General features: G+C 68.2%; 12 protein-coding genes. 7 read left to right on the top strand and 5 right to left on the bottom strand.

The features are described from left to right. Positions 1-121: 121 nt before the first annotated feature. Positions 122-838, top strand: a complete 717-nt coding sequence (locus tag I2487_RS10610) for a FadR/GntR family transcriptional regulator (RefSeq protein ID WP_207171583.1) — start codon at positions 122-124, stop codon at positions 836-838. A gap of 132 nt (positions 839-970) precedes the next feature. On the opposite strand, the gene ftsY is transcribed toward I2487_RS10610, so the two are convergent. Continuing rightward, a complete protein-coding gene (ftsY, locus tag I2487_RS10605) occupies positions 971-2170 on the bottom strand; it encodes a signal recognition particle-docking protein FtsY (RefSeq protein ID WP_207171585.1) in 1200 nt (399 codons plus the stop codon). Between the two features lie 201 nt (positions 2171-2371). Here ftsY and I2487_RS10600 point away from each other — a divergent pair, with 201 nt between their 5' ends. Then, positions 2372-4543, top strand: a complete 2172-nt coding sequence (locus I2487_RS10600) for an acyltransferase family protein (protein WP_207171587.1) — start codon at positions 2372-2374, stop codon at positions 4541-4543. 67 nt (positions 4544-4610) lie between these two features. Here I2487_RS10600 and wecC read toward each other — a convergent pair whose 3' ends face one another. After that, entirely contained in the window at positions 4611-5846 is a 1236-nt protein-coding gene (gene wecC, locus I2487_RS10595) for a UDP-N-acetyl-D-mannosamine dehydrogenase (protein WP_207171589.1), read from the bottom strand. A 201-nt stretch (positions 5847-6047) separates the two neighbouring features. Here wecC and I2487_RS10590 point away from each other — a divergent pair, with 201 nt between their 5' ends. Continuing rightward, a complete protein-coding gene (locus tag I2487_RS10590; protein ID WP_207171591.1) occupies positions 6048-8243 on the top strand; it encodes an acyltransferase family protein in 2196 nt (731 codons plus the stop codon). A 37-nt stretch (positions 8244-8280) separates the two neighbouring features. On the opposite strand, the gene I2487_RS15750 is transcribed toward I2487_RS10590, so the two are convergent. From I2487_RS15750 to I2487_RS15745, 3 genes are read right to left on the bottom strand one after another with little or no spacing between them, the layout of a single operon-like run. Beyond that, positions 8281-11175 (bottom strand): glycosyltransferase, encoded by a 2895-nt coding sequence (locus I2487_RS15750; protein WP_207171593.1) that lies wholly within the window; start codon positions 11173-11175, stop codon positions 8281-8283. Beyond that, positions 11172-11702, bottom strand: coding sequence for a hypothetical protein (locus tag I2487_RS10580; protein WP_207171595.1), 531 nt, complete (start codon positions 11700-11702; stop codon positions 11172-11174). The genes I2487_RS15750 and I2487_RS10580 overlap by 4 nt, the downstream gene beginning before the upstream one ends. Further along, complete coding sequence (locus I2487_RS15745; protein WP_207171597.1) at positions 11699-14635, bottom strand: glycosyltransferase; 2937 nt, start codon at positions 14633-14635, stop codon at positions 11699-11701. Before I2487_RS15745 ends, I2487_RS10580 begins: the two co-directional genes overlap by 4 nt. 97 nt (positions 14636-14732) lie before the next feature. On the opposite strand from I2487_RS15745, the gene ffh reads away from it, so the two are divergent. From ffh to rimM, 4 genes are all read left to right on the top strand, one after another. Continuing rightward, positions 14733-16337, top strand: a complete 1605-nt coding sequence (gene ffh, locus I2487_RS10570) for a signal recognition particle protein (RefSeq protein ID WP_207171599.1) — start codon at positions 14733-14735, stop codon at positions 16335-16337. 214 nt (positions 16338-16551) lie between these two features. Continuing rightward, positions 16552-16956 carry a 30S ribosomal protein S16 gene (gene rpsP / locus I2487_RS10565; RefSeq protein WP_207171601.1) on the top strand — a complete coding sequence of 135 codons (405 nt, stop codon included), beginning with the start codon at positions 16552-16554 and terminating at the stop codon, positions 16954-16956. 20 nt (positions 16957-16976) lie between these two features. Further along, a complete protein-coding gene (locus I2487_RS10560) occupies positions 16977-17219 on the top strand; it encodes an RNA-binding protein (RefSeq protein ID WP_207171621.1) in 243 nt (80 codons plus the stop codon). A 19-nt stretch (positions 17220-17238) separates the two neighbouring features. Continuing rightward, the gene (rimM, locus tag I2487_RS10555; protein ID WP_207171603.1) at positions 17239-17823 is read left to right on the top strand and encodes a ribosome maturation factor RimM; all 585 of its coding nucleotides are present in this window, start codon (positions 17239-17241) and stop codon (positions 17821-17823) included. The last annotated feature ends 14 nt before the right edge of the window (positions 17824-17837 follow it).

Genomic DNA, 17837 nt, shown 5'->3' with positions numbered 1-17837 from the left:
TTCAGTCCATGGTGTTGTGCGGAAGCCTGCCAGCTCTGATCTGAGGCGTCAATAGGCGGACTCCCGTTCGGCACGCGTTGGGAACACGTAGGCTGTGGCCAGAGCCAGAGCGGAGGATCAGATGACGGCGGCAGAGTTCGGGGACCCCTATGCGGTGCTGCGTCCGGTGCGCTCGGGCAACACCTTCGAGGAGACGATCGAGCATCTGCTGCAGGCGATCCGGGTCGGGCTCTTCCCGCCGGGGCAGAAGCTGCCCCCGGAGCGGGACCTGGCGGAGCACCTGGGGGTCTCGCGTGCGACCCTGCGCGAGGCCCTGGCCGAGCTGCAGAAGGCGGGGTTCCTCGAGATCCGGCGAGGACGTTATGGCGGGACCTACATCCTGGAAGCTCCGAACGCCGCCCCCCAGGGGGTGCAGCGTATGGATCCGCTCCAGCGGCGCGACGTGCTGGTCTTCCGCGCGGTGCTCGAGCCCGCCGCCGCGGAGCTGGCCGCCCAGGCAGACCTCTCCGCCTCGGCCCGGGAGCACCTGCAGGGCTGCCTCTCAGACCTGGAAGGCGCGGATCGGTCGAGTTATCGGGCCCGGGATGCGCGGTTCCATATCGCGATCGCGGAGCTGAGTGGGTCCCCGTCGCTGATCACCGCGGTGACCGACACCCGGGCCCGGGTCAGCGCGCTGCTGGATGAGATTCCGCTGCTGCCGGCGAACCTGGAGCATTCCAACGCCCAGCACATGGAGATCACCACCGCGATCCTGCACGGGGAGGGTGCGCGGGCGAAGTCGCTGATGATCGATCACCTGGAGGGCACTGCGTCGCTGCTGCGCGGCTTCCTCACCTAGGCCGCCGGGCTGCCTGCCCGGGGAGGAATGAGGCTGTGGCGGCCCACAGTCAGGGGCCGTTCAGGATCAGGGCCGTTCAGAGCTGTGGCGGCCCGCAGTCAGTGGCCGCTCAGATTCAGCGGTCGTTCAGGCTCAGTGGTCTTCGAGCAGCGCGGCGACGAACTCGGCGGCGTCGAAGGGCGCGAGGTCATCGGGTCCCTCGCCGAGCCCGATCAGCTTCACCGGGACGCCCAGCTGGCGCTGGATCGCGACCACGATGCCGCCGCGAGCCGTGCCGTCGAGCTTGGTCAGCACGATGCCGGTGACGTTGACGACCTCGGAGAAGACCTTGGCCTGGTTCAGGCCGTTCTGACCGGTGGTCGCGTCGAGGACCAGCAGGACCTCGTCCACGGCGGACTTCTTCTCCACCACGCGCTTGACCTTGCCGAGTTCGTCCATCAGGTTGGACTTGTTCTGCAGCCGGCCCGCGGTGTCGATCATGACGACGTCGGCTTCGAGCTCGATGCCCTTGTCCACGGCCTCATAGGCCACAGAGGCCGGGTCAGCGCCCTCGACGTCGGACTTCACCGTGGGCACCCCCACGCGGTGACCCCAGGTGCTCAGCTGCTCGGCGGCGGCGGCGCGGAAGGTGTCGGCCGCACCGAGCAGGACGTCCTTGTCCTCGGCGACCAGCATCCGGGCCAGCTTGCCGACCGTGGTGGTCTTGCCGACGCCGTTGACGCCGACGACCATGATGACGGCGGGGCGGCCCTCGGCCGTGACGGTCAGTCGACGATCCAGGGTCGGGTCCACCAGGGCGGTGAGCTCTTCGGTGAGCATCGCCTTGACCACGGCGGGATCTCTGGTGCCCTCGACCTTGACCCGCTCGCGGAGCCGATCCACGAGCTCCATGGTGGGATCGGTGCCGAGGTCCGCCATCAGCAGGACCTCTTCGATCTCCTCCCAGACGTCTTCGTCGATCTCGTCCCGTGAGAGCAGCGCAAGCAGCGACTTGCCGAAGATGTTGTTGGACTTGACCAGCCGGGCGCGAAGCCGCGCCAGACGCCCCGCCACAGGTTCCGGGGTCTCGACGGTCGGTTCAAGGACCGTCGGCTCCTCGAGAACGTCCACGCCGTCCCCGAGGGTCGGCTCGGCGGTCTCCGGGCGGTCCTCGGTGGGCGCCGGGAGAGTGTCGACGCCCCCGGAGGGCAGATCGTCGGGGTCCCGCTGGGTCAGGTATTGCTCACGCTTGGCCTTGGGCAGCAGCTTTCCGCCCTGCACCAGGAAGAACCCCAGGGTGCTGAGCAGGATCACAGCAAGAACGATGAACAGAATCAGTACGTCAAAATCCACCCGTTCAGTCTGTCACAGACCTGCGCCGTGGGCGGCCAGGACCCACTTGGAGCACCACCTCCGGTGAACCTTCAGCACCTTGGAGTATCGTGCGGCAACGGAGCCCTCGGCATCCATCCTGGAACGCCGACTGCCGCACCCCAGATCTGACCCACCGACGCCCCGGCGTCGACGACGAGAAGATGAGAGACCCACGTGAGCATGACTTCGATCTCTTCGGCGGCGGCTACCCCGTCCGGGCGGCCGCTGCCGGCCGCCGGTGGGGCGGCGCCGCGCTTCCAGCCTGAGATCCAGGGGCTGCGGGCGCTGGCGGTGCTGGTCGTGCTGCTCTACCACTTCTGGCCGGACCGGCTCACCGGCGGCTATGTGGGCGTGGATGTGTTCTTCGTGATCTCCGGCTACCTGATCACCGCGCATCTGTTCAAGGAGGCGGTGAAGACCGGGGGCGTCCGGCTGGGCCAGTTCTGGGCGCGCAGGATCCGCCGGCTGCTGCCGCTGAGCCTGCTGGTGCTGCTGCTGACCGCGATCTCGGCCGTGCTGATCCTGCCCAGCACCGCCTGGCAGGCCACGCTGCGCCAGATCATCGCGTCCACGCTCTACGTGCAGAACTGGATCCTTGCCGCCGACGCGGTGGAATATTCCAAGGCCGACGAACGGGCCACCGCGGTCCAGCACTTCTGGACGCTCTCGGTGGAGGAACAGTTCTACGTCCTATGGCCGGTGCTGCTGGCGCTCACGCTGATGTTCTTGGCGCTGCGGCAGCGCCGATCGGGGGCCCCAGGGTTGGAGCGGGCTCAGATCCGGGCCGCGTTCCTCTGGGTGGTCGGGCTGCTGGGTGCCTTCTCGTTGGCGTTCTCCATCTACTACACCGCCGTTGCGCCGGCACAGGCCTACTTCGTCACCCCGACCCGGATCTGGGAATTCACCCTGGGTGCGATCGCGGCCCTGGTGCTGGGGTCCCGCCAGTTCAACGGCCGGCTGGGCAACCTGCTCGGCTGGGTGGGCTTCCTCATGATCGCCGGCGCCGCCGTCTTCTACACCGATGCCACCCCGTTCCCCGGCTGGACCGCGCTGGTCCCGACCCTGGGCACCGTCCTGGTGCTGGTCTGCGGCGGCCGCGAGCCAGGCACCGGAGTGCACTGGTGGCTCTCGCTTCGCCCCGCCACCGCCATCGGGGACTGGTCCTATGCGATCTACCTCTGGCACTGGCCCGTGGTGATCTTCTCGCCCTATATCAGTGAGGCCGCCCGGTTCTGGTACATCAAGGTCCTGCTGATCCTGGGCATCATCGGGCTCTCCGCGCTGAGCACCCGATTCTTCGAGACCCCGATCCGACGCGCCAAGATCCTGCTTCCCACCTGGCGGACCATGGCCGCGGCCGGCACCGGCATGGTGCTGGTGATCGTCTCAGGGATCGTGGCGGTCTCGACCATGCAGACCAGCTCTGCGGACGCGACACTCACCGAAGACCACCCCTGCTATGGCTACCGGGCGCTGGCGAACCCCGAGGAATGCGGCGATCCCTTCGAGGGTGAGCTCGGTCTGTGGCCCTCCCCGGCGGTCGTGGCGGAGCAATATCAGGAAGAGGCCTTCCCCGGCTGTCAGGCTGACGAGGACACGCCTGGCGTGCAGGAGTGCTGGCTCGGAGCTGAAGAGTCCGAGGCGGAGGGCACGATCGCCGTCTTCGGCGACTCCCACGCCACGATGTGGCTTCCGGCGCTCGATGAGATCGCCCAGGAGCAGGACAAGCGACTCCTGGTCATGACCCGTTCCGCCTGCACGCCCCGCGGCGGCGAGGTCGGCGAAGACTCCAGCGAATGCCTCAAGACCAACACGGAGATCATCGATCAGGTCTCGGAGGACGAGAGCATCGAGACCGTGGTCCTGGCAGCCAGTCAGCGGCACGGCGAATTCGGGGGACCGAGCCGAGACCTGGGCCTGGACGAAGAGGAGTATGACCTCGACGATTCCGCGCTGGCCATGTACGAGCCGATCATGACTTGGCTTGAGGCCGATAAAGAGGTGGTGGTCTTCGGTGAAGCCCCACGACTGAGCAACGAAGAGGAATCTGAGCAGACGCTTCCTGAGTGTGTGGCCCTGAACGAGAATGACCTTTCCGCGTGCAACGAGACGCAGGAGGACACTCGGGTGGGGGACCGTTGGTTGACCCGATCCGCGGAGGTCTTCGAGGACGCAGAGAACTACCACTTCGTGCCCACGGAGGACCTCGTCTGCCGCGAGGACACCTGCTATGCGGTGCTCGGCGGTGCCATCACGTACTCGGACAACAGCCATCTCGCCCAGGACTTCGTACGGACCACGGTCCCGGAGCTCACGGACCGGATGGAGTCTGCGCTGACCCGGAGCTCCTAGTCCGGCTGACGCGTCGCCCTGAAGCACGGTCGCTGAGGCGCCGCCCGGCAGTCCGGCAGGGTGTGCCTCAGCGCCAGATGCCGCGGGTGTCGATCACCGTGGCGTCGCCCAGGCGTGCCGCGTCGAGGTCCTTGAACACCTGGTGGTCCACCAGCAGCACCACCACGTCAGCGCTCTCCAGGGCATCATGCAGGGCGCTGAGCCTGACGTTGCCGGGCTGCGCCAGTGACTCGGGCAGCGCCTGGATGTGAGGTTCCACGGCGAGCAGCTGCGCTGCCGGGGCGCGACGGGCGAGCTGCTCCGCGATGTGCAGCGACGGGGATTCGCGCAGATCATCGATGTTGGCCTTGAAGGCCAGACCCAGCAGCGCGACGGTGGGTGAGGTGCCGGCGGTCTCCAGAGCCTGCTCGATCCGACCCAGGACCCACTCGGGCTTCGCGTCGTTGGTCTGCCGCGCGGTCCGGATCAGGTTTGCCTCTTCCGGCGCGGCATCGACGATGAACCACGGGTCCACCGCGATGCAGTGCCCGCCTACACCGGGCCCGGGCTGCAGAATGTTGACCCGCGGATGGTGGTTGGCGAGCTCGATGAGCTCCCAGACATCGATCCCGAGCTTGTGGCTGATGACCGAGAGCTCGTTGGCGAAGGCGATGTTGACGTCCCGGAAGCTGTTCTCGGTGAGCTTGGCCATCTCGGCGGTGCGGGCATCGGTGAGCAGGAACTCGCCCTTGCAGAACGCGGAGTACAGATCTCGGGCGGCTTCGGCGGCCTCGGGCGTGAGCCCGCCGATGATGCGGTCGTTGGTGATCATCTCTTCCATGATCTTTCCGGGCAGCACGCGCTCGGGGCAGTGCGCCACCAGGATGTCCGCGGCTTCGAGATCGGGGCGGGCGGCGAGGATCCGATGCGCCAGGTGTTCGGTCGCGCCCGGAGGTGAGGTCGATTCCAGGATGATCAGTTCTCCGCCGGTCAGCTTCGCCGCGATGCCGTCCGCCGCCGCCTCGATATACGAGAGGTCCGCCGAGTGGGTCTCGGTGAAGGGGGTGGGCACCGCCACGATATAGGCATCGGTCTCGGGCGTCTGAGTCGTGGCGGTCAGCGTGCCGCGGCTGACAGCGCGCTCAAGGACCTCACGCAGGCCCGGCTCCACGAAGGGGAGCTCGCCCTTGTTCACCGCGGCGACGTTGCGCTCAGAGACATCCATGCCGATCGTGGTGACGCCGTGGTCCGCGAGAATCGCGGCGGTGGGCAGACCGATGTAGCCGAGTCCGATGACACCGACGCTGGAGATGTTCCTTGGCAAAGTGGATCACTTTCTCTGATGACACGGTGAGACTGGCAGCACGAGGGGTGACAGCAGGCGAGTCTATCCCAGCCGGTTCCCGAGGTCACCACCCTGCGGAGGACCGCAGTTCACGGTCCGGCGTGGAGGCGGGGATCGCAGGAGAACGGCGATATCTTGGACCGGTTGCATTCCCACGTCGAAGGAAACCACGAACTGCCCATGACCACACGCGCTGAGTCCGCACCGGCCCCGCCGAGTGCCGCATCGACCGTGCCTCAGCCCCTTGGCCGGTCCTCACGCAGCGAGCGCCATCAGCCTGAGATCCAAGGTCTGCGTGCACTGGCCGTGCTGCTGGTCGTGGGATACCACTTCTGGCCGGAGCACCTGACCGGCGGCTACGTGGGCGTGGACGTCTTCTTCGTGATCTCCGGGTACCTGATCACCGCGCACCTGTTCAGGGAGGCGGCGAGGACCGGTCGGATCCGGCTGGGCCAGTTCTGGGCGCGCAGGATCCGGCGACTGCTGCCGCTGAGTCTGCTGGTGCTGGGGGTCACCGCGGTGGCCGCCGTGATGATCCTGCCCAGCACCGAATGGCAGAGCACCCGCCGTCAGATCACGGCCTCGGTGCTCTACGTGCAGAACTGGGTCCTGGCCGATGACGCCATCGATTATTCCAAGGCCGACGAGCGGGCCACCGCGGTCCAACACTTCTGGTCGCTGTCGGTGGAGGAGCAGTTCTACGTGCTGTGGCCGGTGCTGCTCGCCGTCGTGCTGGGCCTCGCGGTCCTCACCCGGCGTGTCCGGCGGCCCGCAGAGGGCGCCGGCGTCCCGCGCGAGCACACCCGCGCGATCTTCCTCTGGGTGATCGGGCTGCTCGGCGCGGGCTCCCTGGCCTTTTCGATCTACTACACCGCCAATGCCGCCGCTCAGGCGTATTTCGTCACCCCGACCCGGATCTGGGAGTTCGCGCTGGGCGCGCTGCTCGCCCTGGTCCTGGGTGCCAGCCAGTTCACCGGACGGCGGGCGAACCTGCTCGGCTGGGTCGGGCTGATCATGATCCTCGGCTCGGCCTGGGTCTATAGCGAGCTGACGCCGTTCCCGGGCTGGACCGCCCTGATCCCGACGCTCGGGGCGACCTTGCTGCTGGCCTGCGGCGGCAAGGCACCCGGGACCGGGATCCACTGGTGGCTCTCGCTGCGTCCGTTCACCGCGATCGGGGACTGGTCCTACGCCATCTACCTCTGGCACTGGCCGGTGGTGATCTTCGCGCCCTACCTGGTGGAGACCGCGGATCAGTGGGAGCTCAAGCTGGCCCTGATCCTCGGCGTCGTGCTGCTCTCCGCGCTGAGCACTCGGTACTACGAGGCCCCGCTGCGCCGCGCGAAGCTGTTGCTGCCGACCTGGCGGACCATGGTCGCGGCCGGGCTCGGTATGGCGCTGGTGGTAGGGATCGCCCACTACTCGGTGGAGCGAGTGGAGCGGGAGTTCACGGCGTCGGATCTCAGCGAGGACCACCCCTGCTACGGCTACCGGGCGCTGGCGAATCCGGATCAGTGCGGTGCTCCCTTCGAGGGCTCCCTGGGGCTGGCCCCCGCTGCCGCCGAGGTCGCCGAGCAGCCTCAGGAACCGGTCTACCCCGGATGCCAGGCCGAGGCCGACGACGACGGGGTCCCTGAGTGTTGGCTCGGGGCCGAGGAGTCCGAGGCCGAGGGTGTGGTCGCGGTCTTCGGTGATTCCCACGCCACGATGTGGCTTCCTGCGCTGGATGAGATCGCCCAGGAGGCGGGCAAGCGCCTGCTCGTGCTGACCCGTTCCAGCTGCACCCCGCGCGCCGCGACCTTCGTCGAGGCGCCGGACCCCTGCGGGGAGGCCAACCTGGAGATCCTGGACCGGCTCGCCGCGGATGAAGAGGTGGAGACCATCGTGATCGCGGCCAGCCAGATGATGGGCGGCTTCGAGGGCCCCGACGTCGAGGTCGATCTGCCCGCCTCCGAGGTGGAGCTGACCGACCAGGGGCGCAGCGTGATCACCCCGATCCAGGTCTGGCTCGAGGCCGAGAAGGAGGTGGTCGTGCTGGGCGAGGTCCCTCGGCTCAACCTCGAGCGCAATGCGACCGAGACGCTGCCCGAGTGTGTGGCGCTGAACGAGGAGGATCTTGCTGCCTGCCACGACGACCTCCAGGACACCCGGGTGAGCGAGCGCTGGCTGACCCGGTCCGCGGAGATCTTCACCGAGGCGGAGAACTACCACTTCGTCTCCACCGAGGATCTGCTGTGCTCCCAGGAGGAGGACACCTGCTATGCGGTGCTGGGCGGGGCGATCACCTATAACGACAACAGCCACGTCTCGCAGAACTTCGTCCGTTCGGCCACTGACGAGCTGGCCGAACGGATCGAGCCGGCCCTGCGGGGCTAGGCGAGGGGACTGCGGCGCTTCGGCGGTGCCGACCCGATCAGTGGCTTTCGCGTCCTCGTGCTCGCCGCAGGTGCTCGAAGAACTCGACCGCCTCGGGGGTGCTCCACTCGTGCTCGCCGTAGTACCCGAGCAGGTCCGCCAGGGTCTCGGCGGCGAAGAGCCAGTTCTCCGGCTCCGCCTCGAGCCGGCGCAGCTTCGGGAGCATCCAGCTCACCAGGAAGGGCTCCAGCCGAAGGTCTCGATAGGCCTCCAGCTTGCCCACCTCACGCAGCCAGTCGGCGCGCGCGGCATCGAGTGGCCGGTACTTCTCGAAGTAACCGGGGTTGATCGTGTTCACCGTGGAGTCACTGACCGCGGAGTAGTAGGTATGGACCGCGATGTCCTGCACCCGGATCCGGCGGGCGTAGTAGAGCATCTGCTGGAAGAAGTAGCTGTCCTGCCCCACCGCGCCCAGGGGTTGGAGGAGTCCGCAGCCCTTGAGCCAGTCGGCGCGCGCGACGATCGTCTGGATGCCCATGGGTCGGAAATGCAGCCGCTCCAAGGCGTCCTGCGGGACGCTGATGGTCCCGGACCCGTCCTGGTGTTCCGAGAGTGTCTCGCGGAGCAGGTCGCTGTAGCGCAGTCGACCGAACCGGCTGGCCCAGTGCGTCATATCGCCGAGCACGAAGTCGACGTCGCGGTGGGAGACCATGTCTGCGAGCAGCTGCGCGAAGCCGTTCTCCACCGCCTCGTTGTCAGGGTCCAGATAGGTCACGAACTCGGTATGGGTCAGCTCCAGGCCGGTGTTGCGCGGCCGGGAGGCCGATCCCGAACCGCCCCCGCCATGGTGGTAGACGGTCACGTTCGGATACTCCTGGGCCAGCTCCTCGACGGTGTCCACCGTGACCGGGTCGGTGGACCCGTCGTTGACCAGCAGCACGTGCATCCGTTCGAAGACCGAGGATCGGCGCAGCGAGGCGAAGGCCTTGTGCCGCAGGTGATCACCGTTGTTGTAGACCGGCACGATCACGCTCAGCTCCAGGTTCAGCGCCCTCACAGTGGCGGCGGCGCGCGCGGCGCTCGCGGCGAGGTCCTCATCGGCCAGCAGACTCGGGCGATCTCGACGCCCGGAGGATCCGCCGCGGAGATGATGACCGAGGCGATCCGAGAAGAAGATCCGCTCATCCCTGGCCTGCGCGCGCAGGGCCTCCGCGCTGGCAGTCACCTCTGGGGCGGGAAGCCACCAGGCGGTGAGGTCCAGCGCCAGCGGCTCCGCCGTCCTCGTCCCGGGGCCAGCGCTCACCCCGGGGCCAGCGCTCTCCCCGGCACCAGGCCGCGGTGAGGCGGTGGATGCGGAGTCGGTTCCCGATGCGGTCCCGGAAGCTGAGTCGGGCGGCTGATGGCGCATAGCGGCGTGATCGCACTGCTCCGCAGCACCGTCCAGCTTCGAGACCACCCGGGCGCTCTGGTAGCGGAAGGAGGCGACCATGTCTGCCACGTAGGTGGGGGAGTAGTGCCTGTGGGCAGAGACCGGCAGGAGGATGTCATAGCTGCCCGCCCGGGCGGAGACCTGGTCCCAGGAGACCAGGGGGACCGCGGCGTGGGTCTGGGACGCCAGCTCCAGGCGCAACGACGGATCCCGCTGTTCATCGGGTTCGCTGACCGCGAGCACGCGTTCCGCCGCGCGCGGCGCACACAGGCCCACCGCCGCACCGATGCTCGCCAGGACATCGGAGACGTGGTGCTGGCCGAAGGCGGTCCGGATCCCGTCGCCCTGGATGCGTCTGAGCTCACCGAGGGTCAGTGACCCGAGCGTCTCCGCGACGTCCATGGCAGACTGCGGGATCCTGACATGCGGCAGGTAGGAGTTCACGCCCTGGTTGTAGGCGCTGAGCACCATGGAGCCGGCGGCCTGCAGTTCCAGGCTCCTGCGGTCATAGAGCGTCTGTGAGCTGATCACCTCATTGAGCACGATGCCGATATCGGTGACCCGGTCCAGAGCAGCCACCGTCTCAGGTCCGCGGTGGTCGAGGAGCAGCGGCCAGTGCCGCGCCGCGAATCCGGCACCGTATCCGGCGGGGAACGTGCCTGGCTCGCCCCGGCGCAGCAGCACCGAGGGCAGTCCCTGGGCCTCGATGCCGTCGAGGATCCATTCCGCCATGAGCCGCAGATCACGGGGGCTCTGGGCCACCTGGGCTTCGGCCATCGCGATGACCGCCGAGGAGGCGCTGCGGGTGCCCAGCGGTGAATTCTGCAGCGGGTTGACCACCATCGGCACCTGGACGACGGCTGCGTCGGTCCGGTTCGTCTCGGCGTACCGCTGCACCGCTTCCGCGGAGACGGCGAACACCGCATCGCAGGCGCTGGCCAGCTCGCGGCCCGTGGAGGTGGTGCTGCGGGTGGTGCGATCCCAGAACACCACAGGGATGCCCCGGCGGCGGCAGGCCGGGAGAACCTCGGTGAGCAGCAGCCCGGACCAGGCGCGCAGCTGGTCCTCGGTGGACTCGAGAGCTCCCTCCGGAGCGATGCTGTGGCGGGCACCGACGCTGGTCGGGGTCAGCACCACCAGGTCGAGATCATCGAGTGCCGAAGGGTCCGCGGCCAGCGCGGTCGCGCGGAGACCGATCACCTGCGCTGCGCCGCGCAGCACCTGGTGGGTCTGCGGGTCATCGATGACGGCCACGCGCAGCTCCAGTGCGGGCCGGGAGATGCCCGGCTCCGGATCCGGCAGGGCCGACATCGCCGGGGCCAGCTGCTCGAGCAGGTCGGAGGCGTCGCTGACACCCCGGGAGAACGGGCTGCCCGGCACCGTCCCCAGCAGCTCCAGGGTACCCTCCGAGGTCAGTGCGAGGAGCGGATCGGGGCTGGCCAGCAGCTGGGTGATCCGGGTGATGCCGGCGTCCAGGCGGTGCTGGCGCGGGTGTGGACCGGAGTGGTCCAGGTGGTGGGTCACCGCTCGAACCCTGCTCTGCGGGCCACCTGTTCAAAGGGTCTGGCCAGCTTGCGTCCCGCGACCCGCACGGCCTTGTCGGGATGGTGCAGGGTGAACTCCACGCGCTTGCGCAGCTTCGAGGTCGCCGTCGCGGACGCCGCCCTGGCCGATTTCCGCGAGGAGCTTCGCTGCTCCAGCTCGGAGACTCGCTGCTTGAGCGCCGCGATATCGACCTCCTGGACGCGTTCGAGCTGATCGTAGGCCCACCGCAGCTCCGTGAGCAGGGCCTGGTGCTGTCGGAGCAGCTCCACGACGACCTCGCGGGTGTTCTCGCTGAGATCGGCCGTGCCGCTGTCCTCTGCTGCGCCTCTGGTCTCGGCCGCGCCACCGAGATCGGTCTCGGCCGGTGCTGTGGCTCGGCCGCTGGTCTGAGTGGTGTCGGTCATCGCCTGATCGTCCTTCGCATCGATTCTGCCGCGGCCGGTGCCGGCTGCTGCGTTGTGGTCCGCGGATCCGCCCTCGGAGCCCGGGGTGTTCGCCTGTGTCATCGAGGTCGTCCCTCGGGACTGCGGAAGAACTCCAGTCCGCGGGGATCTCTCCAGCGCACCTCCCCGTAGGCGGCGATGAGCTCGCGGAGCACCCCGGCCGCCTCGTCGCGATCCTGCGGCAGCACCCGCTTGTACTTCTGCAGGTACCAGGAGACGAAGAACGCCTCGAAGCGCTGCTCGAGGTAGACCTCGAAGAGGCCGACCTCTCGCAGCCAGGCGGCCCGGTCCTGCTCCAGGATCAGGTACTTGCGGAAGTAGTTCGGTGAGATCACATTGACGATGGAAGTCTCCACCGCGCCATAGTAGGTATACACCGGTCGGTACACCGGAACATAGGCCCGGGTGTGGAAGAACATCTGCTGGAAGAAGTAGCTGTCCTGCCCGACCGCACCCACCGGCTGCACGAGTCCCAGGCCCTGGAGCCACGCGGTGCGCGCGACCAGGGCCTCGATCGAGGCCGGCCGGAAGTTCAGCGTCACCAGCGCATCCGCAGTCGGCCAGTGCAGGCCATCGCGGTGCTCGACGCCGGGCTGGAACCACTGGTGGTAGTCGTGGACGCCGTATCTGCGGGTCCAGACGGCCATCGTCCCCAGGGCGTAGTCGGCCTCCGGCTCCGCGCGCAGCCGCTCCAGCAGCTCCCAGTAGCCGTCCTCGAGCTCTTCGTCGTCCGGGTCCAGGTAGGTGACGAACTCGGTGCAGCTCAGCGCCAGCCCGGTGTTGCGCGGCCGGGAGGCGGAGCCGGAACCGCCCAGGGAGTGGTGGAAGGCCGAGACGTTCGGCCAGGCATGCGCGAGCTCCTCGATGGTGTCCACGGTGGAGGCATCTGTGGAGCCGTCGTTGATCAGCAGGATATGCATCTTCTCGAAGATCCCTGATCGACGCAGCGAGGCGAAGGCCTTATGGCGCAGATGATCGCCGTTGTTGTAGATCGGCACGACGACGGCGAGCTCGAGTCCCAGCTCCGCTGCGGTGCGGCGGAACTCCTCTCGGGCCTGGGCGAGATCGGAGCCCTGGGCGCGGTCGATCTCGCGGCGGGTGCCGGCGGGCCGGTGTCCGAGATGATCGATGGCGTAGACCGGCACGGTCGAGTCCGAGCCGGCGGAGCCCGTCTCGAGGGTGGCCAGCAGCGACTCGGGGGAGCTCAGGGTCTCCGGGGAGGGTCGCCACCAGGCAGAGAGGCCCAGATCGGTGACCCCTGCGCGGCGCTGGTGGGCGGCGTCGTCGGTGGTCTCGGCTCTGCCCTCGAGCTTCGTGGTCACCGCGGCGCCCTGATAGCGGAACGCCGCGACATGATCCGCCAGGTACTCCGGGCTGTAGCGCCGGGCGGCACTCAGCGGGACCAGGACCTCGAAGCTTCCAGGGTCGGGCAGTGCGGACTCCGCCCGGGGGCCGGCGCCGGTGCCGTTTGCGGCCAGCGCGGCCCAGGTGGTGACCTCCGCCGCCGGGTGGGTCTGGGACTCGATATCGACTCGCAGGCCCTCGGTGAGCTCATCGGCCACCACCAGGACCCGGTCGCGGGGCGTCTCGACCTCGAGCCCGGCCGCGCGCGCGATGCCGCTGAGCACATCGGTGCCGTGGTGATCGGTGAAGAGCTTCCTGATCCCGTCTCCCTGGGCCCGGCGCAGCTCTTCCAGCGTCATCGTCTCGAGGGTCTTGGAGACGTCCTCCGCGGAGTTCGCGATGTGCACCTGCGGATAGTAGGAGTTGACTCCCTGGTTATAGGTGCAGAGCACCATCGTGCCGCTGGCCTGCAGCTGCAGGATCTGCGGATCGAACACGGCCTGGGAATCCATCACGGCGTTGACCGCGAGTCCCACGTCCATCGCTCGCTGCATCTGGGCCGCCTCGACGGCGGTTCCCAGCTGGGCCGCCTCGGTGCGGCTCAGGGTCCATGGCGCGTAGTCAGTGGGGATCGAGAAGTGATGCGGGTGGGGCTCCGGCGTCCCGGCCCGTGCGGAACCCGATGCGGAGCCTGGGGTGAAGCTCGGACTGAAGGCCGGTGTGAGCTGAGGCGGAACCAGCGCCGTCGGGCGCCCGGAGCCCAGCGCCCCGTCGAAGAGCGGCGGGATGAATTGAGGCTCCTCCAGGTGCGGGGCAGGGTGGAGCTGTTCGGTTCCCAGCAGCGCGATCAGCGGGGTCCGTGCGGGGCGGGTCCCGAGGGGCGTGTGCAGCAACGGACTCACCGGGTGCGCGATCACCTCCACCTCGAGGTGCTCGGGGCCGTGGCTGCGCAGCAGGGCCGCGGCCTCCGGGTCTGTGGCGAAGATCTGGGTGCAGCTGTCCGCCAGCGCCGTGAACGGGCCCAGCGCGGGTCCGGAGGTCACCACCAGCACCACAGGCAGCCCGGCGCCGCGCGCGGCCGGGATCAAGGTCTCCAGGAGGAAATCCGGGGAGACCTCGGTCTCGGAGCCGATCAGCAGCAGATCGAGGTGCTCCAGCTCGGTCTGCCAGTTCTCCGCGGTGATCTCGGGCAGCTGCGCCAGGCCGTGGAAGCCGGCGCGCAGGCGCGGCCCGGCGAGCAGGCCGATGCGCAGCTGCAGCACCGGGCGGGAGATTCCCGCCTCGGCGGGCGGCAGCTGCCGGGCGTCGCTGAGGGCCTGGATCCACTGCGCCGTCGGCGTCTCCGCGCGCGCTGGGAGCTTCTCCTGCGGCGCAGGGTCGGCGGTGACCCTGGAGGCGGCCTCCGCGAGGGTCTCGGCGCGCTGCAGATGAGCCGAGGCGTGGTGTGCGTAGAGGCTGCCCGCCACGGAGTGCTGGGTCGGTCCCGACCAGCTGCGTGCCGCGGCTCGATGCGCCTGCTCGGCGGCCGACAGTGCGGAGCCGTGCGCTGCGGCGGCGGCATGCACAACATCCGCGTCGGTGATGGAGACCCGCTCCGTGACGGCTGAGGTCTCGGAGTCGTTGGCACTGGGGTGAAGGTCTATCCATCGCACATTGATACTCTAGAGCCTCGGTACATCCACTGCGCGGTGGACGCCCTCGGCGTCGCGCTGCGCAGCCCTCACCCACGACCCAAGGGACATCCCAGACGTGTTCAACTCCCTCTCCGATCGCCTGAGCGCCACCTTCAAGAACCTCCGCGGCAAGGGGAGGCTCTCCGAGGCAGACATCGACGGCACCGCTCGGGAGATCCGCCGGGCGCTGCTCGACGCCGACGTCGCGGTGCCGGTGGTCCGTGAGTTCATCGCCAAGGTCAAGGCGCGCGCCCTGGGGTCCGAGGTCGCGCAGGCGCTGAACCCGGGTCAGCAGGTCGTGAAGATCGTCAACGAGGAGCTCGTCGGGATCCTCGGCGGGGCGACCCGTGAGCTCGCCTTCGCCAAGAACCCACCGACGGTGATCATGCTCGCCGGACTCCAGGGCGCGGGCAAGACCACGCTCGCCGGGAAGCTCGCGCACCACCTGAAGAATCAGGGTCACACCCCGATGCTGATCGCCTGTGACCTGCAGCGGCCCAACGCGGTCACCCAGCTGCAGGTCGGCGGAAAGCGCGCCGGGGTCCCGGTCTACGCTCCGCACCCGGGCGTCTCCTCCGAGTTCGAGTCCGCCACCGGCGATCCGGTCAAGGTGGCCACGGATGGTCTGGCCGAGGCACGCAACAAGCTCCACGACGTGATCATCATCGATACCGCCGGCCGGCTCGGCGTCGACGCCGAGCTGATGCGCCAGGCCGCGGACATCAAGGCCGCCGTGGGCGCCCACGAGACGCTCTTCGTGATCGACGCGATGATCGGTCAGGACGCGGTCACCACCGCGCAGGCGTTCAACGAGGGCGTGAACTTCACCGGCGTGGTGCTCACCAAGCTCGACGGCGACGCCCGCGGCGGTGCCGCGCTCTCGGTCGCCTCGGTCACCGGCAAGCCGGTCATGTACGCCTCCACCGGTGAGGGACTGAAGGACTTCGAGGTCTTCCACCCGGACCGGATGGCCCGCCGGATCCTCGACATGGGCGACATCCTGTCCCTGGTCGAGCAGGCCGAGGCCAACTGGGATCGCGGCGAAGCCGAGAAGATGGCGCAGAAGTTCGCCGACCAGGAGGACTTCACCCTCGATGACTTCCTGGGCCAGATGCAGCAGCTCAAGAAGATGGGCTCGATGAAGAAGCTGCTGGGCATGATGCCCGGCGCGCAGGGCATGCGTCAGCAGCTCGAGCAGTTCGACGAATCCTCCATCGGCCGGGTCGAGGCCATCATTTATTCGATGACCCCCTATGAGCGCAATGTGCCCAAGGTGATCAACGGCTCCCGCCGGGCACGTATCGCCAAGGGCTCCGGGGTGCACGTCTCCGAGGTCAACCAGCTCCTGGAACGCTTCACCCAGGCGCAGAAGATGATGAAGAAGATGGCCGGCGGCGGGGGAATGCCTCAGATGCCAGGCGGCGGCGGAATGCCGGGGATGGGTGGCATGCCTGGAATGGGCGCCGGTGGAGGCGCCTCGAAGAAGCGCAAGCCCCAGCCGAAGCCCAAGAAGAAGTCTGGCAACCCGGCCAAGGCCGCACAGGAGGCCCGGGAGGCCGAACTCAAGCGGACCCAGGGTGCGGCCAAGCGGATGGACGGCTCCAGCTTCGGCGCAGGCACCAAGGACCTCAAGCCCGAGGACCTGAACCTGCCCAAGGGGTTCGAGAAGTACCTGCGCTGAGCAGCCCCCGACATCCGGTGAGGTGATCCGTTCAGATCGCGTGTTCGGCCGATCTCTGGCACAATAGGCAGGTACTTTGTTCGACGGAGGGCACCCTCTAAACCCGCCGTAGGGACAATGTTCTGAAGTGGTCGCATCGATTGTGCAGCACGTCCCCACGCAATCCGGTGCCTGACCGCGCCCCTGAAACAAGAAACGGGAGTGGACCACTCAAGTGGCAGTTAAAATTCGTCTCAAGCGCATGGGCAAGATCCGTGCACCGTTCTACCGCGTTGTCGTCGCCGACTCCCGCACCAAGCGGGATGGCGCCGCCATCGAGCAGATCGGCAAGTATGACCCGACGCAGGAGCCCTCGCTGATCGAGATCGATTCCGAGCGCGCTCAGTACTGGCTCTCCGTGGGCGCCCAGCCCACCGAGCAGGTCAATGCACTGCTGAAGGTCACCGGTGACTGGCAGAAGTTCAAGGGCCTCGAAGGCTCCGAGGGCACTCTGCGGACCAAGGCCCCGAAGGAAGCGTTCGTCGCTCCCAACAAGGGTTCAGTCATCCAGGAGAAGAAGACCAAGGCTCCGGCTCCTGCCGAGGATGCAGCTGAGTCTGCCTCGCAGGAGAATGCATAGTAATCATGGGAGCTGATGCAGTGCTGAGTGACGCGCTCGAACACCTGGTCCGCGGAATCGTGGATGCACCCGACGACGTCGATGTCCGCCGTAAGGGCGGACGTCGCTACGACGTGCTTCAGGTGCGAGTTCATCCGGATGATCTCGGCCGAGTGATCGGCCGGGCCGGGCGCACCGCGAAGGCACTGCGCACCGTGGTCTCCGCCCTCCCCGGTGGGGGCGATGTCCGCGTGGACGTGGTCGACACCGACCGCGGCCGCTGACGGACCGAGGGACTGCACCATGACTGCTGGCATCAACGGCCAGGAAGCACATGAGACCGACCCGCAGGCGCAGCCGGAAACGGCAGAGCGCCTGCGGGTCGCTCGCATCGGCAAACCCCACGGAATCCGTGGCGAGGTCACTGCCCAACTCTTCACCGACGAGCCGGAACAGCGGCTCGCCCCCGGTTCGGTGGTCATCCGCATCGCCGGGGAAAAGACCGCCGACCGGATCACCACGCTGCTCACCGTGACCCGGCAGCGCTGGAACAAGAGCATCGCCCTGCTGAGCTTCCGTGAGATCACCGACCGCGACGGCGCCGAGGCGCTGCGCGGATCCACGCTCTATGTCGAGGTCGCCACGGAGGAAGAGTCCGACTCCGACGGCTGGTACAGCCACGAGCTCGCCGGTTTCGCCTGCGTGGACGCCGAAGGCAAGCCCCTGGGCACGCTGAAGGAGCTCATCACCGGAACCGCGCAGGACCTGCTCGTGGTCACCGCGGTCAACGGCGAGGACGTGATGGTGCCCTTCGTCGAAGAGCTCGTGCCCGAGGTGGACGTGGAGAATCAGCGCATCGTGCTGACCCCGCCGCCCGGCCTCTTCTGAGCGAGCCGCCCGCC

Source organism: Nesterenkonia sp. E16_10, assembly GCF_017347085.1.
Classification (GTDB): Bacteria; Actinomycetota; Actinomycetes; order Actinomycetales; family Micrococcaceae; genus Nesterenkonia.
This window is presented reverse-complemented; position numbering and strand designations above follow the sequence as displayed.

Excerpts from the sequence above, each read along its gene's own strand:
- I2487_RS10610 (WP_207171583.1), top strand. The coding sequence starts at position 122 with ATGACGGCGGCAGAGTTCGGGGACCCCTATGCGGTGCTGCGTCCGGTG.
- I2487_RS10600 (WP_207171587.1), top strand. The coding sequence starts at position 2,372 with ATGACTTCGATCTCTTCGGCGGCGGCTACCCCGTCCGGGCGGCCGCTG.
- I2487_RS10590 (WP_207171591.1), top strand. The coding sequence starts at position 6,048 with ATGACCACACGCGCTGAGTCCGCACCGGCCCCGCCGAGTGCCGCATCG.
- I2487_RS10580 (WP_207171595.1), bottom strand. The coding sequence starts at position 11,702 with ATGACACAGGCGAACACCCCGGGCTCCGAGGGCGGATCCGCGGACCAC.
- rimM (WP_207171603.1), top strand. The coding sequence starts at position 17,239 with ATGACTGCTGGCATCAACGGCCAGGAAGCACATGAGACCGACCCGCAG.